At 61.8% G+C, this 16,878-nt stretch carries 13 protein-coding genes; 7 read left to right on the plus strand and 6 right to left on the minus strand.

The window, feature by feature from the left end; all coding sequences use genetic code 11:
* Positions 1–32: 32 nt before the first annotated feature.
* Entirely contained in the window at positions 33–734 is a 702-nt protein-coding gene (locus LQK84_RS17205) for a DUF1013 domain-containing protein (RefSeq protein WP_230829959.1), read from the minus strand.
* A 314-nt stretch (positions 735–1,048) separates the two neighbouring features.
* Here LQK84_RS17205 and acs point away from each other — a divergent pair, with 314 nt between their 5' ends.
* Complete coding sequence (acs, locus tag LQK84_RS17210) at positions 1,049–3,001, plus strand: acetate--CoA ligase (RefSeq protein WP_230829960.1); 1,953 nt, start codon at positions 1,049–1,051, stop codon at positions 2,999–3,001.
* Between the two features lie 59 nt (positions 3,002–3,060).
* Here acs and LQK84_RS17215 read toward each other — a convergent pair whose 3' ends face one another.
* Positions 3,061–3,510: a thermonuclease family protein gene (locus LQK84_RS17215; RefSeq protein ID WP_230829961.1), complete on the minus strand. Its 450-nt coding sequence runs from the start codon at positions 3,508–3,510 to the stop codon at positions 3,061–3,063.
* Positions 3,511–3,563: 53 nt separating this feature from the next.
* Positions 3,564–3,773: a DUF1674 domain-containing protein gene (locus LQK84_RS17220; RefSeq protein WP_230830070.1), complete on the minus strand. Its 210-nt coding sequence runs from the start codon at positions 3,771–3,773 to the stop codon at positions 3,564–3,566.
* Between the two features lie 143 nt (positions 3,774–3,916).
* Here LQK84_RS17220 and htpX point away from each other — a divergent pair, with 143 nt between their 5' ends.
* From htpX to purH, 4 genes are all read left to right on the plus strand, one after another.
* A complete protein-coding gene (gene htpX, locus LQK84_RS17225; RefSeq protein ID WP_230829962.1) occupies positions 3,917–4,873 on the plus strand; it encodes a zinc metalloprotease HtpX in 957 nt (318 codons plus the stop codon).
* Positions 4,864–6,252: an RsmB/NOP family class I SAM-dependent RNA methyltransferase gene (locus LQK84_RS17230; RefSeq protein WP_442966980.1), complete on the plus strand. Its 1,389-nt coding sequence runs from the start codon at positions 4,864–4,866 to the stop codon at positions 6,250–6,252. Before htpX ends, LQK84_RS17230 begins: the two co-directional genes overlap by 10 nt.
* A gap of 231 nt (positions 6,253–6,483) precedes the next feature.
* Complete coding sequence (locus tag LQK84_RS17235) at positions 6,484–8,181, plus strand: heparinase II/III family protein (RefSeq protein ID WP_230829964.1); 1,698 nt, start codon at positions 6,484–6,486, stop codon at positions 8,179–8,181.
* Positions 8,182–8,285: 104 nt separating this feature from the next.
* Entirely contained in the window at positions 8,286–9,902 is a 1,617-nt protein-coding gene (purH, locus tag LQK84_RS17240) for a bifunctional phosphoribosylaminoimidazolecarboxamide formyltransferase/IMP cyclohydrolase (RefSeq protein ID WP_230829965.1), read from the plus strand.
* A 104-nt stretch (positions 9,903–10,006) separates the two neighbouring features.
* On the opposite strand, the gene hisC is transcribed toward purH, so the two are convergent.
* Both hisC and LQK84_RS17250 read right to left on the minus strand, forming a co-directional pair.
* Positions 10,007–11,071, minus strand: a complete 1,065-nt coding sequence (gene hisC, locus LQK84_RS17245; RefSeq protein WP_230829966.1) for a histidinol-phosphate transaminase — start codon at positions 11,069–11,071, stop codon at positions 10,007–10,009.
* Positions 11,072–11,090: 19 nt separating this feature from the next.
* Positions 11,091–12,005 carry a polyprenyl synthetase family protein gene (locus tag LQK84_RS17250; protein WP_230829967.1) on the minus strand — a complete coding sequence of 305 codons (915 nt, stop codon included), beginning with the start codon at positions 12,003–12,005 and terminating at the stop codon, positions 11,091–11,093.
* A 131-nt stretch (positions 12,006–12,136) separates the two neighbouring features.
* On the opposite strand from LQK84_RS17250, the gene mtgA reads away from it, so the two are divergent.
* Both mtgA and rpmF read left to right on the plus strand, forming a co-directional pair.
* Positions 12,137–12,889, plus strand: a complete 753-nt coding sequence (mtgA, locus tag LQK84_RS17255) for a monofunctional biosynthetic peptidoglycan transglycosylase (protein ID WP_230830071.1) — start codon at positions 12,137–12,139, stop codon at positions 12,887–12,889.
* 160 nt (positions 12,890–13,049) lie between these two features.
* Positions 13,050–13,235: a 50S ribosomal protein L32 gene (gene rpmF / locus LQK84_RS17260; protein ID WP_016556742.1), complete on the plus strand. Its 186-nt coding sequence runs from the start codon at positions 13,050–13,052 to the stop codon at positions 13,233–13,235.
* 135 nt (positions 13,236–13,370) lie between these two features.
* Here the strand turns inward: rpmF and pyc are convergent, their stop codons facing one another.
* Entirely contained in the window at positions 13,371–16,832 is a 3,462-nt protein-coding gene (gene pyc, locus LQK84_RS17265) for a pyruvate carboxylase (RefSeq protein ID WP_230829968.1), read from the minus strand.
* Positions 16,833–16,878: the final 46 nt, after the last annotated feature.

The following is a 16,878-nucleotide window of genomic DNA, read 5'->3' on the forward strand; positions in this document are numbered from 1 at the left end:
CCGGGTTTCTTTTTTGAGCGATACCAATCGGCTCAGAAATTGTCTTCGTCTTCGTCGTCGTTGCGGGTCGACTTGAGCGACTTGAGCTTGGCGAAAACGGCATCTGCATCGAGCGACTTTTCTTCCGGCGCATCGTCGCCGTAAGGATAGCGTTCGGTTTCGCGCGCCGGCTGCAGCGTCGCGCCGAGTTCTTCAGCGGTCGGCAGCGGACGGCCCTTGGCGGCCTTTTCGACTTCGAGGTCGAGATCGATCTGCGAGCAGAGGCCGAGCGTGACGGGGTCCATGGCGGCAAGGTTTGCCGAATTCCAGTGGGTGCGCTCGCGGATCTGCTGGATGGTCGACTTCGTCGTGCCGACCAGGCGCGAAATCTGTGCGTCCTTCAGTTCCGGATGGTTGCGAACGAGCCAGAGAATGGCGTTCGGACGGTCCTGACGCTTGGAGACCGGCGTGTAACGCGGACCCTTGCGCTTGGATTCCGGCACGCGGACCTTGGGGTCGGAAAGCTTCAGCTTGTGGGCCGGGTTGCCTTCAGCGCGGGCGATTTCCTCGCGCGAAAGCTGGCCGGTGGAAATAGGATCGAGGCCCTTGATGCCCTGCGCGCTCTCGCCGTCTGCAATTGCTTTGACTTCCAGCGGATGCAGCTTGCAGAACTGTGCAATCTGCTCGAATGACAGGGCAGTATTGTCGACAAGCCAGACGGCGGTCGCCTTGGGCATCAGCAATTGTTGGGCCATGCATAGAGTCCTTCAGTCGTCCGCGCCGGTGTCGCGGGCCGTGGTAGTACCACTCTTGATTTCCGGGATATGGAAGTTCCTATAGCCGTTTTGACGCAGAATTGCAATTCGGGTTGCGACAAATGACCAAAGTCGCATTGATAGCTTGTTTTTAGATGATAAAACTTGAATTCAAGCGGGTCGGAGGTTGCCCGTCGCTGAAAGGGGGGCTTACTTAAGTCTCGGGTTCAGCAAGAGGATTCGCGTGATGCCCCTCAAGCCAGTCGGGAGACGGCGGGGCTTTCACGTTTGCGAGGAGTTTCGGAGGAGCGTTCATGTCAGGCACGACCTATCCCGTATTGAAGACCGCGAAATCGCGGACACTGATCGACAATGACAAATACCTGAAGTGGTACAAGGAAAGCTCCGACAATCCGGAGAGGTTCTGGGCCAAGCACGGGACCCGCATCGACTGGTTCAAGCCGTTCACCAAGGTCAAGAACACGTCCTTTACCGGCAAGGTCTCGATCAAGTGGTTCGAGGACGGGATCACCAACGTCGCCTATAACTGCATCGACCGCCATCTGGTGTCGCGCGGGGATCAGGTCGCCATCATCTGGGAAGGCGACAACCCGTATGACGACAAGAAGATCACCTATCGCGAACTTTACGACCAGGTCTGCCGGCTCGCCAATGTGCTGAAGTCGAACGGCGTCAAGAAGGGCGACCGCGTCACCATCTACATGCCGATGATCCCGGAAGCGGCCTATGCGATGCTCGCCTGCGCCCGCATCGGGGCCATTCACTCCATCGTCTTCGGCGGCTTCTCGCCGGACGCGCTGGCCGGCCGCATCATCGACTGCCAGTCGAATTTCGTCATCACGGCGGACGAGGGCCTGCGTGGCGGCAAGACGGTGCCGCTGAAGCACAATACCGACCTTGCCATCGAAATTGCCTCGCGTTCGGGCGTCGAGGTGGACAAGGTTCTCGTCGTTCGCCGCACCGGCGGAAAGACCGAATGGTTCGAGACGCGCGATATCTGGTACCACGAGGCGACGAAGGCCGCGAAGCCGGACTGCCCGCCGGCCAAGATGAAGGCGGAAGACCCGCTCTTCATCCTCTACACCTCCGGCTCGACCGGCAAGCCGAAGGGCGTGCTGCACACGACGGGCGGCTATCTCGTCTACGCCTCGATGACGCATCAATATGTCTTCGACTACCAGGAAGGCGACATCTACTGGTGCACGGCTGATGTGGGCTGGGTCACGGGCCATTCCTACATCGTCTACGGGCCGCTGGCGAACGGTGCGACGACGCTGATGTTCGAAGGCGTGCCGAACTATCCGGATGCCGGCCGCTTCTGGGATGTGGTCGACAAGCACAAGGTCAACATTTTCTACACGGCGCCGACCGCCATCCGCGCGCTGATGGGCGCGGGCGACCAGTTCGTGAAACGCGCGTCGCGGGCAAGCCTGCGCACGATGGGTTCGGTCGGCGAGCCGATCAACCCGGAAGCCTGGGAATGGTATTACAACGTGGTCGGCGACAAGCGCTGCCCGATCGTTGATACCTGGTGGCAGACGGAAACCGGTGGCGTCATGATCACGCCGCTGCCGGGCGCCACGGACCTGAAGCCGGGTTCTGCGACGCGGCCCTTCTTTGGCGTCAAGCCGCAGCTGGTCGATTCGGAAGGCAAGGTTCTGGACGGTGCGACCGACGGCAATCTCTGCATCACCGATTCCTGGCCGGGTCAGGCCCGCACGGTTTATGGCGACCACGAGCGTTTCATCCAGACCTATTTCTCGACCTACAAGGGCAAGTATTTCACCGGCGACGGCTGCCGCCGCGATGAGGACGGCTACTACTGGATCACCGGCCGCGTCGATGATGTGATCAACGTGTCGGGCCATCGCATGGGGACGGCAGAGGTCGAATCGGCGCTCGTTTCCCATGACGCCGTGTCGGAAGCCGCCGTGGTGGGCTATCCGCACGATCTCAAGGGTCAGGGCATCTATTGCTATGTGACGCTGATGACCGGCCACGAGGGCAGCGAGCAGCTGCGCAAGGATCTCGTCGCCCATGTCCGCAAGGAGATCGGTCCGATCGCCTCGCCGGACAAGATCCAGTTCGCGCCGGGCCTGCCGAAGACCCGCTCGGGCAAGATAATGCGCCGCATTCTGCGCAAGATCGCCGAGGATGATTTCGGTTCGCTGGGCGACACGTCGACGCTTGCCGATCCGACCGTGGTCGAAGACCTGATCGAGAACCGGCAGAACCGCAAGGGCTGAGTTTTACGCCGCTCGCCAATTGGAGACCCGGCCTTGTGCCGGGTCTTTTGCGTTCTGTCTCACTGACAGAATGGATGATCCTTGCGGCCACCGTCATAGGGCTGGACGAGGTTTTCGAGGATGAGCGTGCTGGCCGCGTCCTCACCGTCCTGAAGGCCGAGATTGGCAACGATACGGCCGAAATATTTGTCGCCACCGATATCGGTCAGGAGGACGTGTTTCTGTCCGGCGACCATGCCCGACAAACGATCGCGGGCGATCTCCGCCCTCGCCCGCTCCGCTTCACATTTCGAATGAATTTCCGGCGCATCGATGCCGCGTAGCCGCACCAGCACATCCACACTCTGCTGCGGCCAGGGATAGGCGCGAACCTCGACCGTATCGCCATCCAGCACACGCAGAACATCCGCCGCGATCGGTCCCTTGATCTGCCGCATGGCGGTTTCCATGGACCCTGCCGGCGCGGTCAGGTTCAGGAGAATGGTGACTGTGGCAACGACTCGGATCATAAGAGGAATATAAACCTATTCTCTGTCATGGAGAATAGGAATAATTACCGATATCAGAAGTCGATGGCGCGGCCCTTGATTTCCCAATCGCCGAAACGTGCCGGATCGGCACCGCCGCGTCCGCCGATTTCCCTTGCTTGCTCCGTCTGCTGCTCCGCCTGGCGTCGTGCCTCGGCTTCGGCGAGCGCACGTTTGGCGGCCGCTGACAATTCCTTCTTGGGTTCCGTGGCGGGCTCGGTGTGAGCTTCCGTCCGGGGTTCCATCGGCGCGCTCTGGTTTGTCATCGCAGTCTCATCATATTGAACTCAAGGCCTCGAATATCCATCATATAAGGGCATTCGCGCCGCTGCAAAAGGACTTGTGCGGCCAATCGATGCCGCTTGACGCGCCGTTACGAGGAACGACGATGAATACGATGAGAACTGCCATGCTGCTCGCCTTCATGACCGCCTTGTTCATGGCGGTCGGATTTGCGCTGGGTGGTAAGACGGGCATGATGATCGCCTTCTTCGTTGCCGCCGCGACAAACCTGTTTTCCTGGTGGAATGCCGATAGCATGGTTCTGCGCATGTATGGGGCGCAGGAGGTCGATGCACAGAGCGCGCCCGAATATTATGGGCTCGTGCGCGATCTCGCGCAGCGCGCCGGCCTGCCCATGCCGCGCGTCTACATCATCAATTCCGAGCAGCCGAATGCCTTTGCGACCGGGCGCAACCCGCAGAACGCTGCCGTGGCGGCCTCTGTCGGCCTTCTCAATGCGCTCAGCCAGGAGGAAGTCGCCGGCGTAATGGCGCATGAGCTGGCCCATATCGAACATCGCGACACGCTGACCATGACGATTACCGCGACGCTTGCGGGCGCCATTTCCATGCTCGGCAATTTCGCCTTCTTCTTCGGCGATCGCCGCGAAAACAATGGTTTCGGCATTGTCGGTACGCTGATTGCGATGATCGTTGCGCCCTTTGCCGCCATGCTGGTGCAGATGGCGATCAGCCGGACGCGCGAATATGAGGCGGATCGGCGCGGGGCTGAAATCTGCGGCCAGCCGTTCTGGCTCGCCTCTGCGCTGCGCAAGATCGAGGCCTATGCGCATCAGGTGCCGAATGTTCAGGCCGAACATAATCCGGCGACCGCGCATATGTTCATCATCAATCCGCTCTCCGGCGAGCGCATGGACAATCTGTTTTCGACGCATCCGAACACCGACAATCGCGTCGCGGAACTCGAAAAAATGGCCTCCGGCGGCAATTTCGGATCGACGCCGCAGCGTCCGACTGCTAATCCGACGCGCAATGCGCGATCCGTGCCGAGTGTTTCTTCGGGTGCGGGGCGGTCAAACTCATCCAAAGGACCCTGGTCTTGACGACAAAACCGGTCCGGCCGAAGCCGGGCTCCGCCTTTCATGGCGGCACGAATGCTCCCGAAAAACCCGGCCTTGCCGCGCGACAGGCGGCTTCTCGCCTGCTGGCTGCTGTCATTGACAAGAAGGCCTCGCTGGACGGGATGCTCGACAACACCAGCGGCAACCCCGCCTATTTGGCGCTTTCGCCGGCCGACCGCGGCCTTGTGCGGGCGATCCTCAATTCGGCACTTCGCCATCTGCCGCGCATCGACGCGATGATCGGCTCGCTTCTGAAGACGCCGTTGCCGGATGGCGCACGCGCGCTTCAGCATGTTCTGGCGGTCGCCGCCGCCCAGATTCTTTATCTCGATGTGCCGGATCGCGCCGCTGTCGATCTTGCTGTCGAGCAGGCCAATGACGATCCGCGCAACAAGCGTTTTGCCAGCCTCGTCAATGCGCTGCTGCGTAGGCTTTCATCCGAGAAGGAACGCCTGCTGTCCGAGGTCGGTGCTTCGGTGCCTGCCCTTCCCGAATGGTTCCAGGGTCGACTCAAGGCCGTTTATGGGCCGGAGGCTGCCCTTGCCATTGCGGAGGCGCATCTGGCGCCGGCGGCGATCGATCTCACGGTCAAGTCCGATCCTGAAGGCTGGGCGAAGCGTCTGGGCGGCGTGGTCTTGCCGACAGGCAGTGTTCGCCTTGCCGATTACGAAGGCTCCGTCGTCGATCTCGAAGGCTATGCGGATGGCGAATGGTGGGTGCAGGATGCGGCTGCCGCGATCCCGGCCCGCCTCTTCGGCGATCTTCAGGGCAAGCGGGTGGTCGATCTCTGTGCTGCACCCGGGGGCAAGACGGCGCAGCTCATCCATGCTGGCGCCAAGGTCACCGCGCTCGACATGTCGACGAACCGGCTGAAGCGCCTGCGCGAAAATCTCGACCGCCTGCGCTTCGACGCCGAACTGATCGAACGCAATGCGGGCGATTATCAGCCGGACGAGCTCTTTGATGCCGCGCTTCTCGATGCGCCCTGCTCCTCCACCGGCACGGCGCGGCGCCATCCGGATGTTCCCTGGACCAAGGGGCTGGACGATGTGCGCAAGCTTGCCGGCGTGCAGGAACGTCTGCTGCGCCACGCGCTATCGCTGGTCAAGCCAGGTGGCATTGTCGTCTTTTCCAACTGCTCGCTCGATCCGATCGAGGGCGAAGAGATGATCGAGCGGCTGCTTCGGTCGATGGCGAACGTTTCGCTTGTTCCGGTTACGGCATCGGTTCTGCCGGGGCTTGCCGAGGCGATCTCCTCCAAGGGTGAGGTTCGCACGACACCGTCGATGCTGAAGGGCGAGACGGCAGCGGCAAGCGGCATGGACGGGTTCTACGCCTGCGTGCTGAGGCGCGACGCCTGAGGTTGACGCGCGCGACGCGGTACGCTTGCCGCTTCGCTAATTTACCATCAACAGCTCTTCCCGGCGTCTCGAATTGACGCAACGGCAGATTATGCCTAGGAATCCTGTTCGAATGCTCGGGTCGATCAGGCATGGGGAGAGCGCCTGAAACACTCTCGCTTTTTTTCCACGCAATTCCGATCGCAAAACCGCTCAGCACGTTTGCTGGAATTGCTCTAGAGTTCTGTCAGCATGGCGCCATTCGGCCGCAAGATTTTGTCCACCCTCTACATGAGGAGCGGCGTCCGCCAAGTCCATCAGGCGGCAAACGGCGGCGTTTTTCGTTTCCGGCAGACCTTCAGAAAAGCCCCGGAAAAGCTCCTGGTCGCGCCGACGGACCTGCGCGCCTCCGATCCCTTCATTGCCGAGGAAATCGTCAACGGTCGCTTCACGCTTGCCGGGCGCACGCTCGATGCCGGCAACGAATCGGTCTTCGATCTCGATCCGCCCTCGCCCGAATTTGCGACGCGGCTGCATTCCTTCGTCTGGCTGCGCGATTTCAGGGCGACGAAGAGCGACAAGCATTTCCAGCGCGCACAGGAAATTGCCCAGGACTGGATCGCGCGCCATCGCTGGCCCGATGACAGCGCGGTCTGGCGGCCGCAGACGGCGGCGCTGCGGCTCATGTCCTGGCTGTCGCATTCGCCGGTCATCCTGAAGTCGGCGCAACTGGGATTCTATCGCCGGTTTCTCAAGAGCATCGGCATGCATGTCGATTATCTCCGCTCGGTCGCACCGACGGCGGGCGACGGCATGGAGATCATGCGCATTCGTATCGCGCTTGCCATGGCGAGCCTGTCGCTGCCCACCACGCTTGCCGCCGTCCAGCGCGCCGGCGCCAACCTCGACCGGGAGCTTGACCGGCAGGTTTTGCCCGATGGCGGGCATATTTCGCGTAATCCGCGCGCCATTCTCGATCTCCTGATGGAATTGCTGCCGCTGCGGCAGACCTACGTCAATCTCGGCTATGAAATGCCGTCGCGGCTGATCCCGGCGATTGACCGGATGTTTCCGGCCTTGCGCTTTTTCCGCCACCAGAGCGGCGAACTCAGCCTCTTCAATGGCGCGACCGCAACGCTTGCCACCGAGCTTGTCGCGGTGCTGCGCTATGACGAATCCGCCGGCCAGCCGTTTCGCGCCATGCCCTACATGCGCTACCAGCGCATCGGCACGAGCAGTTCGGCGATCATCGTCGATACCGGCTATCCGATCACGCAGGAAACCTCGACGCACGCCCATGCCGGTTGCCTCTCTTTCGAGCTCTCCTCCGGCGGTCATCGGCTGATCGTCAATTCCGGATCGCCGCTTTACGGACCCGAGGATTATCGCCAGCTTGCCCGCTCCACCGCGGCGCATTCCACGGTGACGTTGAACGACACGTCCACGCACAGCTTCGGCCGGCTTTCCGATCTCGGCATCGTCGTGACCGGCGGGGTCAGTCGTGTCGATGCGACCCGAAAGGAAGATCCGCAGGGTGAAATCCTGGTTGCCAGCCATGACGGCTATCTGGAGAAGTTCGGGCTCTATCACGAGCGCAGCCTCCAGCTTCATCCCAGCGGCACGATCATTCGCGGCGGCGACCGCTTCATGGGCAAGGGCGGTGTGGAGCCGCCGGAGAATTGCGGCTTCCAGGCAACGGCGCGTTTTCATATCCATCCCTCGATCCAGATCCGTCCGGTGGACGACAACGAGGTTCTGCTGGTCGCGCCCGATGCGCAGACCTGGTCGTTTACCTGCATCGACGCCAAGATAGAGGTGGGCGAAGACGTGTTCTTTGCCGACTCCTCCGGCATTCGCGGCTCGCGCCAGCTCGAAATCGTCTTTGATGTCGGCAAATTGCCGGAAATCGGCTGGCGTCTTGAGCAAAAGGGCCGCCTAAAAGCCCGATAATTTGCCTCTTGCGGTTTTCCGGGGCGGGTAACTGTGCTAGGGCGCGGGCAACATGCGCCCTGCCCGGCGGGAGCGCCATTTCCCCTGCTGCAAGAGGTTGAGCCATGGCTGTCGTTTCCAAGAAAATCCCCGCCCCTGACAAGGTTCGCGTCAAGACCGCGCTCCTGTCCGTGTCCGACAAGGCCGGCATTGTCGAGCTTGCCAGGGCGCTTGTAGAACAGGGCGTGGCGCTGCTTTCCACCGGCGGCACGCACAAGGCGATTGCCGATGCGGGCCTGGTTGTGAAGGACGTGTCCGAACTCACCGGCTTCCCCGAAATCATGGACGGCCGCGTCAAGACGCTGCATCCCTCGGTTCATGGCGGCCTTCTTGCCATCCGTGATGACGAGGAGCACAAGGCAGCGATGGCGGCCCATGGGATCATCGATATCGATCTCGCCGTCATCAATCTCTATCCGTTCGAAGAGGTTCGCTCCAAGGGTGGCGATTATCCGACCACGGTCGAGAATATCGACATCGGCGGCCCGGCGATGATCCGTGCTTCGGCCAAGAACCACGCCTATGTCACCGTCATCACCAACCCGGCTGACTACGAAGCCCTCATTGGCGAACTCAAGGCGAATGCGGGTTCGACCTCTTACGCCTTCCGCCAGAAGATGGCGGCGGCTGCCTACGCACGGACGGCGGCTTACGATGCCGCCATTTCCAACTGGTTCGCCGACGAGTTGAACCTCGGCATGATGCGTCATCGCGCCATTGGCGGCGTGCTCAAGGAAGAGATGCGCTACGGCGAAAACCCGCATCAGGCGGCGGGATTCTACATCACCGGCGAAAACCGTCCCGGTGTTGCGACCGCTGCCCTGCTCCAGGGCAAGCAGCTTTCCTATAACAATATCAACGACACGGATGCCGCCTACGAGCTGGTGGCCGAGTTCCGCGCCGACCAGGGTCCGGCTTGCGCCATCATCAAGCATGCCAACCCCTGCGGCGTGGCGACGGGTCCGAGCCTGGCGGAAGCCTATCGCCGTGCGCTGGCCTGTGACTCGACTTCAGCCTTTGGCGGCATCATCGCGCTGAACCAGGAGCTGGATGCGGAAACCGCGCAGGAAATCGTCAAGCTCTTCACCGAAGTGATCATCGCGCCGTCGATCAGCGACGAAGCCAAGGCGATCATCGCCGCCAAGCCGAACCTTCGTCTTCTGGCCGCTGGCGGCCTGCCGGATCCGCGCAAGGGCGGGATCACCGCCAAGACCGTGTCCGGTGGTCTTCTCGTCCAGTCGCGCGACAATGCCATGGTCGAGGATATGGCGTTGAAGGTGGTGACGAAGCGTGCGCCGACGGCACAGGAGCTGGAAGACATGAAGTTTGCCTTCCGCGTTGCCAAGCATGTGAAGTCGAATGCCGTTGTTTACGCCAAGGATGGCCAGACGGCGGGTATCGGGGCCGGCCAGATGAGCCGTATCGATTCCGCCCGTATCGCCGCCATCAAGGCCGAGGAGGCCGCCAAGGCTGCCGGTTGGGCCGAGCCGATGACCAAGGGCTCTGCCGTTGCGTCTGAAGCCTTCCTGCCCTTCCCGGACAGCCTGTTGTCGATGGTTGCCGCTGGCGCCACGGCGCTGATCCAGCCGGGTGGCTCGATCAAGGATGCGGATGTGATTGCCGCTGCCGATGAGGCCGGCGTCGCCATGGTCTTCACCGGAATGCGCCATTTCCGCCATTGATGGCATGAACGACGCGGACTTAGTCCAGCAAAAAGGGGCCGAAAGGCCCCTTTTTCATGAATTCCTGTCAAGCGTGATTCACGTGAAACCACAGTTATCTATGGTTAACGGTCGGCAAGGATGTCATCCAGTGCTTCGATGAGGCGGTCGCATTCCTCTTCCGTGCCGATCGAGATGCGCAGGTATGGATCGATGCGCGGCTTGGCGAAGTGGCGGACGATGACTGCGCGCTCGCGCAGCTTCGCCGCCAGATCCGCACCGGCGAAATCCGGATGCGAGGCGAAGACGAAATTGGCAAGCGACGGCAGGACGCGGAAGCCGCGCTGTTCAAGGCCTGAGACGACGCGGGTGCGGCTTTCGATGATGCGCGTGCGGCAGGTCTCGAACCATTCCACATCCTCGATGGCGGCGGTTGCTGCGACCTGCGCCAGCTTGTCGAGCGGATAGGAATTGAAGCTGTCCTTTACGCGCTCCAGCGCATCGATCAGCTGGCGCTGGCCGATGGCGAAACCGACGCGCATGCCGGCAAGCGAGCGTGACTTCGAGAAGGTCTGCACGACGAGCAGGTTCGGATATTTACGCGTCAGCGGAATGGCGGTCTCGCCGCCGAAATCCACATAGGCCTCGTCGATCACCACCGGCTGGTCCGGATGGGCGGCAAGAAGCGCTTCGATCTCGGCAAGCGGCAGGCCGATGCCGGTCGGGGCATTCGGATTGGGCAGGATGATCGCGCCGCAGGGCTGATCATAATCCGATAGCCGGATTCCGAAGTTGTCGTCCAGCGGCACCTGCCGGCTCTCGATGCCATAGAGCAGGCTGTAGACCGGGTAGAAACTGTAGGTGATGTCCGGATAGAGAAGCGGCGCATCGTGGTTCAGGAGGCCCATGAAGGTATGGGCCAGAACCTCATCCGAGCCGTTGCCGACAAACACTTCGCCGGCGTCGACGCCATGAAGGCGGGCAATGGCCTCTCTCAGCTCCAGCGCGACCGGATCTGGATAAAGCCTCAGGCGGTCATCGGCGGCCTGTTTCACCGCTTCCAGTGCCTTGGGTGAGGGACCGTAGGGGTTCTCGTTGGTGTTCAGCTTCACCAGATTGGCGATGCGCGGCTGTTCGCCGGCGACATAGGGCTTCAGCGTCGAGACGATGGGGGACCAGTATTTGCTCATGATATTCGTCTTCCGGGGATCAGTTTTTCCGGCTTGCGACAAAGCGTGCGGCCGCTTTCAGCACGTCGGCCTTATCGCCATAGGGTGAAAGCAGGGTTTCGGCCTCTTCGACAAGCTGAGCCAGCCGGGCGCGGGTCCAGTCGATGCCATGGAGCGCCGGCAGCGTGCCCTTTCCCTTGGCCGCATCCTTGCCGGCGGCCTTGCCGAGCGTGGCACTGTCGGCGGTGATATCGAGAAGATCGTCGGCAAGCTGGAAGGCAAGACCGATCTTGCGGCCGAATTCGGTCAGTCTCGCGGTGTCCTCTCTGGAGGCACCGGCGAGAATGGGACCGGCTTCGCAGGCAAAGCGGATCAGCGCGCCGGTCTTCATGGCCTGCAGCGTGACGATGCCGGCTTCGTCCGGTGCCTGGGTTTCTGCCTGCAGGTCGAGCATCTGGCCACCGGCCATGCCGCCGAGACCGGAGGCACGCGAGAGTTTCAGGGTCAGCGCGACCTTTGCCTCTGCCGGAAGCTTCGTGTCTTCGTCGGCCAGGATATCGAATGCATAGGTCAGAAGCGCGTCGCCGGCGAGGATGGCGGTTGCCTCGTCAAAGGCCTTGTGGACCGTCGGCTGGCCGCGACGCAGATCGTCGTCGTCCATGGCGGGCAGGTCGTCGTGAACGAGCGAATAGCAATGGATGCATTCAAGTGCGGCAGCAACGCGGAGGGCTGCCGCTTCCGGGCCGGCGAAGAGCCGGGCCGTTTCCAGAACAAGGAACGGCCGCATCCGCTTGCCGCCGTTGAGCACGCCGTGGCGCATGGCCGCCATCAGGCGCTCCGGGCGCGCGGTTTCGTCCGCCTTGGGGGCCGACCCCAGAAGCTCGCTCAGGAGGCCCTGAACAGCCTGTGCTGCGCCTTGCAGCCGTTCTTCAAACATCGCATCGGTTCCGGTCATGACTTTTCATTTGCACTTCGGTTTCGTCGTGGCAATGGCGGCATGGTGGCTTTTCGTAAAAATTTGGCCGCCACTGGTCTTGGCGCGGCCGAGGCTTTATGCATTTCTTCATGGTGATGATGGAAGACGACATCCCGACGCCGCCGGAGCGCGTCACCGAAGAGGCAGAGGTGAGGAGCCGCAAGCGTCTGATCGACTGGATCTGGCCGCGCGGACCGCTCTGGCTTCGCGTGTTGCGGCTTGTCTTCGTGATCCTGCTTCTGCCTTACGCGCTGATCCTGCTCTACTGGCCGCCCTTCATTCATCCGATTTCCACCCTGATGGTCTCCGATCTGGCGCTTTTCAGAGGTTATGACCGGCGCTGGGTGGATCTCGAGAAGATTGCGCCCGTTCTCGTAAAGTCGGTGATGATGTCGGAAGATGGCCAGTTCTGCAGCCACTATGGCGTCGATCTGGTCCAGTTGAAGGGCGTGATCGATGATGCGCTGGAGGGCAATGAAACGCGCGGGGCGAGCACGATCCCGATGCAGACGGTGAAGAACCTCTATCTCTTCAACGGCCGCTCCTTCATCCGCAAGGGCCTGGAGCTGCCGCTCGCCTTCGCGACCGACTTCGTCTGGTCCAAGGCGCGGATCATGGAAGTCTATCTCAATATCGCCGAATGGGGTCCGGGCATCTACGGTATCGAGGCGGCGGCGCAGACCTATTTCAAGGTGCCCGCTTCGAAGCTTTCGGCAAGTCAGGCCGCCCTGCTTGCTGCGGCCCTGCCGAACCCCTATGTTCGCGTGCCCAACAAGCCATCGCGTGGAATGCGCTCCATTGCCGGCATCATCGCGCGGCGGGCAGCGGCCTCGGGCGATTATGTGCGCTGCATCTATCCCTGACGGGCCGATGTGACCGCATCGCGACAAAAATTGGTACGGGGACTAGCCAAAGTCCACAGGTTTATGTATAAGCGCGCCAATTTCCGACATCGGCAATGTCCATACGGCCAGTCAAACCGGCCTGTGACAGAGCTTTGCCTGACACATTGGAGTACGTTAAATGGCTGTTCCGAAAAGAAAAACTTCCCCGTCCAAGCGCGGCATGCGCCGTTCGGCCGATGCGCTGAAGGCTGCGACCTACGTTGAAGACAAGAATTCCGGCGAACTTCGCCGCCCGCACCACATCGACCTGAAGACCGGCATGTACCGTGGTCGTCAGGTTCTGACGCCGAAGGAAAGCGCATAAGCGTTTCCCATCTGCTGATGGTTCAGAAGCCGGCTTTCGAGCCGGCTTTTTTGTTGTCTTGAAGACAGTTTCAGACAAAGAAAAACGCCGCGCACCCTAAGATGCGCGACGTTTTCAGTTGAAAGCGGCTGCGGCTCAAGCGCCGTAAACGATCAGCAGGTCCTTGGCGTCGATCTGGTCGCCGGTGCGCACCAGTACTTCGGCAATCGTACCATCTTTTTCGGCGTGCAGCGCGGTTTCCATCTTCATGGCTTCGATGGACAGCAGGACGTCGCCGGCCTTGACAGTCTGGCCCGAGGAGACGGCAACCGTCGAGATGACGCCCGGCATCGGCGCGCCGAGATGGGTGGCATTGCCGGCTTCCGCCTTGCGGCGGATGGCGCCACCGGAGGCGCCGTGGGCGCGGTCCGGAACCTTGATGCGGCGGGGCTGGCCGTTCAGTTCGAAGAAGACGGTGACCATCCCCTTCTCGTCCGTCGCGCCCATGGCCTGGTTGAGGACAACCAGCGTCTTGCCCTTTTCGATATCGACGAAAAGCTCCTCGCCGACCGGCAGGCCGTAGAAATAGGCCGGTGTCGGCAGGGTCGAAACCGGGCCGTAGAGATCGGCGGCGGCGGCAAAGTCGGTGAAGACCTTCGGATACATGAGATAGGAGGCGAATTCGTATTCCGAAATCTCGCGCTCCAGCTTCTCTTCGATCGCCTTGCGTTCGGCGGCGAGATCGGCAGCTTCCAGCAGCGAGCCGGGGCGAACCGTGTAGGCGGCGTCCCCCTTCAGCGCCTTCTTCTGCAGGACTTCCGGCCATCCGCCCGGGGGCTGGCCGAGGTCACCCTTGAGCATGGAGACGACCGAATCCGGGAAGGAAACGTCCTTTGCCGGATTCTCGACATCCGCCACGGTCAGGTCCTGGCTCACCATCATCAGCGCCATGTCACCGACGACCTTGGAGGAGGGCGTTACCTTGACGATATCGCCGAACATGCGGTTGGCATCGGCATAGGCCTGCGCCACTTCATGCCAGCGGGTTTCGAGACCCAGCGAACGGGCCTGTTCCTTGAGATTGGTGAACTGGCCGCCCGGCATTTCGTGGAGATAGACTTCCGAAGCCGGTCCCTTGAGGTCGCTTTCGAAGGCGGCATACTGGTTGCGCACCGCTTCCCAATAGAAGGAAATCCGGCGGATCCAGCTCGTATCGAGTCCCGGATCGCGCTCGCCGCCCTTGAGCGCCTCGACAATCGAGCCGAGGCAGGGCTGCGAGGTGTTGCCGGACAGCGAGTCCATCGCAGCGTCCACTGCATCGACGCCCGCATCCACGGCCGCCAGCACGGTCGCAGCCGCAATGCCGGACGTGTCATGCGTGTGGAAGTGGATCGGCAGGTCGGTTGCTTCGCGCAGCGCCTTGAACAGCATGGTGGCCGCGGCCGGCTTCAGGAGGCCGGCCATGTCCTTGAGAGCAATGATATGTGCGCCGGCGCGTTCCAGCTCGCGGGCGAGCTCGACATAGTATTTCAGGTCGTATTTCGGACGTGCCGAGCTCAGGATGTCGCCGGTATAGCAGATGGCGGCTTCGCAGAGCTTGTTCTCTTCGGCGATTGCGTCCATCGAGACGCGCATGTTCTCAACCCAGTTCAGGCAGTCGAAGACGCGGAAGAGGTCGATGCCGCCGGACGCTGCCTGCTTGACGAAATGCTTCACGACATTGTCGGGATAGTTCTTGTAGCCGACGCCGTTGGCGCCGCGCAGCAGCATCTGCAGCAGCAGGTTCGGCGCGCCTTCGCGGATCAGCGCCAGGCGTTCCCACGGGTCTTCGGTGAGGAAGCGCATGGAGACGTCGAAGGTCGCGCCGCCCCAGCATTCCAGCGACAGAAGGTTCGGCAGGGCGCGGGCATAGGTGCCGGCAATGCGGGCGATGTCATAGGTGCGCATGCGGGTGGCAAGCAGCGACTGATGGCCATCGCGCATCGTCGTGTCCGTCATCAGCACGCGCTGCTCGGCGCGCATCCACTGACCGAAACCCTTCGGGCCGAGCTTGTCGAGCAGCTGCTTCGTGCCGTCCGGCACAGGACCGTCAACGAAGGGCAGGATCGGGGCTGCGGCATCTTCCGGCGGACGGGCGCGGCCCTTGGCTTCCGGATGGCCGTTGACCGTCACGTCGGCCAGATAGGTCAGCAGCTTGGTGGCGCGGTCCTGACGCTTGACCTGCTGGAAGAGTTCCGGCGTCGTGTCGATGAAGCGCGTCGTATAGCTGTTGTCGCGGAACTTCGGGTGGCCGATGATGGCTTCGAGGAAGGTGAGGTTGGTGGCGACGCCGCGGATACGGAATTCGCGCAGCGCGCGCTCCATTCGGCGGATCGCCTCTTCCGGGCTTGGCGCCCAGGCCGTTACCTTTTCAAGCAGCGGATCGTAATAGCGGGTGATGACCGCGCCGGAATAGGCCGTGCCGCCGTCGAGGCGGATGCCGAAGCCGGTGGCGCCGCGATAGGCGGTGATGCGGCCATAGTCGGGGATGAAGTTCTGTTCCGGGTCTTCCGTGGTGATGCGGCACTGGAGCGCATGGCCGTTGAGGCGAATGTTTTCCTGCGCCGGAACGCCCGATTCCGGCGTGCCGATGGCAAAGCCGTCGAGAATATGGATCTGCGCCTTGACGATATCGATGCCGGTGACCTGTTCGGTCACGGTATGCTCGACCTGGATGCGCGGATTGACTTCGATGAAGTAGAATTTGCCGGTGTCGGCATCCATCAGGTATTCGACGGTACCGGCGCCGATGTAGTTCGTGGCTTCAGCAATGCGCAGCGAATAGGAGGCCAGTTCGGCGCGCTGTTCGGCTGTCAGGTAGGGTGCCGGCGCGCGCTCGACGACCTTCTGGTTACGGCGCTGGATGGAGCAGTCGCGCTCGAAGAGGTGGACGACATTGCCATGCGTGTCGCCGAGAACCTGGCTCTCGACGTGGCGGGCGCGCTCAACGAGCTTTTCGAGATAGACTTCGTCCTTGCCGAAGGCGGCCTTGGCTTCGCGCTTGCCTTCGTTCACTTCACGAAGCAGCTCCTTGGGATCGCGGATCGCGCGCATGCCGCGACCGCCGCCGCCCCAGGAGGCCTTGAGCATGACCGGATAGCCGATTTCTTCGGCGAGCCGTTTGATCTCTTCCGGATCGTCGGGCAGGGGGTCGGTCGCCGGAACAACCGGAACACCGATGGAAATGGCCAGATTGCGTGCGGCAACTTTGTTGCCGAGCTGCCGCATCGTTTCTGGCTTCGGGCCGATGAAGATGATGCCGTTTTCCGCGCAGGCTTCGGCGAATTCCGGGCTTTCCGATAGGAGCCCGTAGCCCGGATGGATGGCGTCAGCCCCGGAGAGCTTGGCGACACGTATGATCTCGTCGATCGACAGATAGCTTTCGATCGGTCCGAGATCACGTTCGAGATGCGGCCCGCGGCCGACCTGGTAGCTCTCGTCCGCCTTGAAACGGTGGAGCGCCAGCTTGTCTTCTTCCGCCCAGATCGCCACGGTCTTTATGCCGAGTTCGTTTGCGGCGCGGAAAACGCGGATCGCGATTTCTGAACGGTTTGCGACGAGAATCTTGGAAATCGTCAAGGCAGTCCCCCAGTTTTGGCAGCTCCCATGCTGCACCCGCTAACAA

The organism is Rhizobium sp. C4 (assembly GCF_021026315.1).
GTDB lineage: Bacteria > Pseudomonadota > Alphaproteobacteria > Rhizobiales > Rhizobiaceae > Ensifer_A.

Coding starts and splice junctions, on each gene's coding strand:
- LQK84_RS17220 (WP_230830070.1), bottom strand. CDS start 3,773: ATGGAACCCCGGACGGAAGCTCACACCGAGCCCGCCACGGAACCCAAG.
- rpmF (WP_016556742.1), top strand. CDS start 13,050: ATGGCTGTTCCGAAAAGAAAAACTTCCCCGTCCAAGCGCGGCATGCGC.
- LQK84_RS17250 (WP_230829967.1), bottom strand. CDS start 12,005: ATGACCGGAACCGATGCGATGTTTGAAGAACGGCTGCAAGGCGCAGCA.
- purH (WP_230829965.1), top strand. CDS start 8,286: ATGGCTGTCGTTTCCAAGAAAATCCCCGCCCCTGACAAGGTTCGCGTC.
- acs (WP_230829960.1), top strand. CDS start 1,049: ATGTCAGGCACGACCTATCCCGTATTGAAGACCGCGAAATCGCGGACA.
- htpX (WP_230829962.1), top strand. CDS start 3,917: ATGAATACGATGAGAACTGCCATGCTGCTCGCCTTCATGACCGCCTTG.
- LQK84_RS17205 (WP_230829959.1), bottom strand. CDS start 734: ATGGCCCAACAATTGCTGATGCCCAAGGCGACCGCCGTCTGGCTTGTC.
- LQK84_RS17215 (WP_230829961.1), bottom strand. CDS start 3,510: ATGATCCGAGTCGTTGCCACAGTCACCATTCTCCTGAACCTGACCGCG.
- LQK84_RS17235 (WP_230829964.1), top strand. CDS start 6,484: ATGGCGCCATTCGGCCGCAAGATTTTGTCCACCCTCTACATGAGGAGC.
- hisC (WP_230829966.1), bottom strand. CDS start 11,071: ATGAGCAAATACTGGTCCCCCATCGTCTCGACGCTGAAGCCCTATGTC.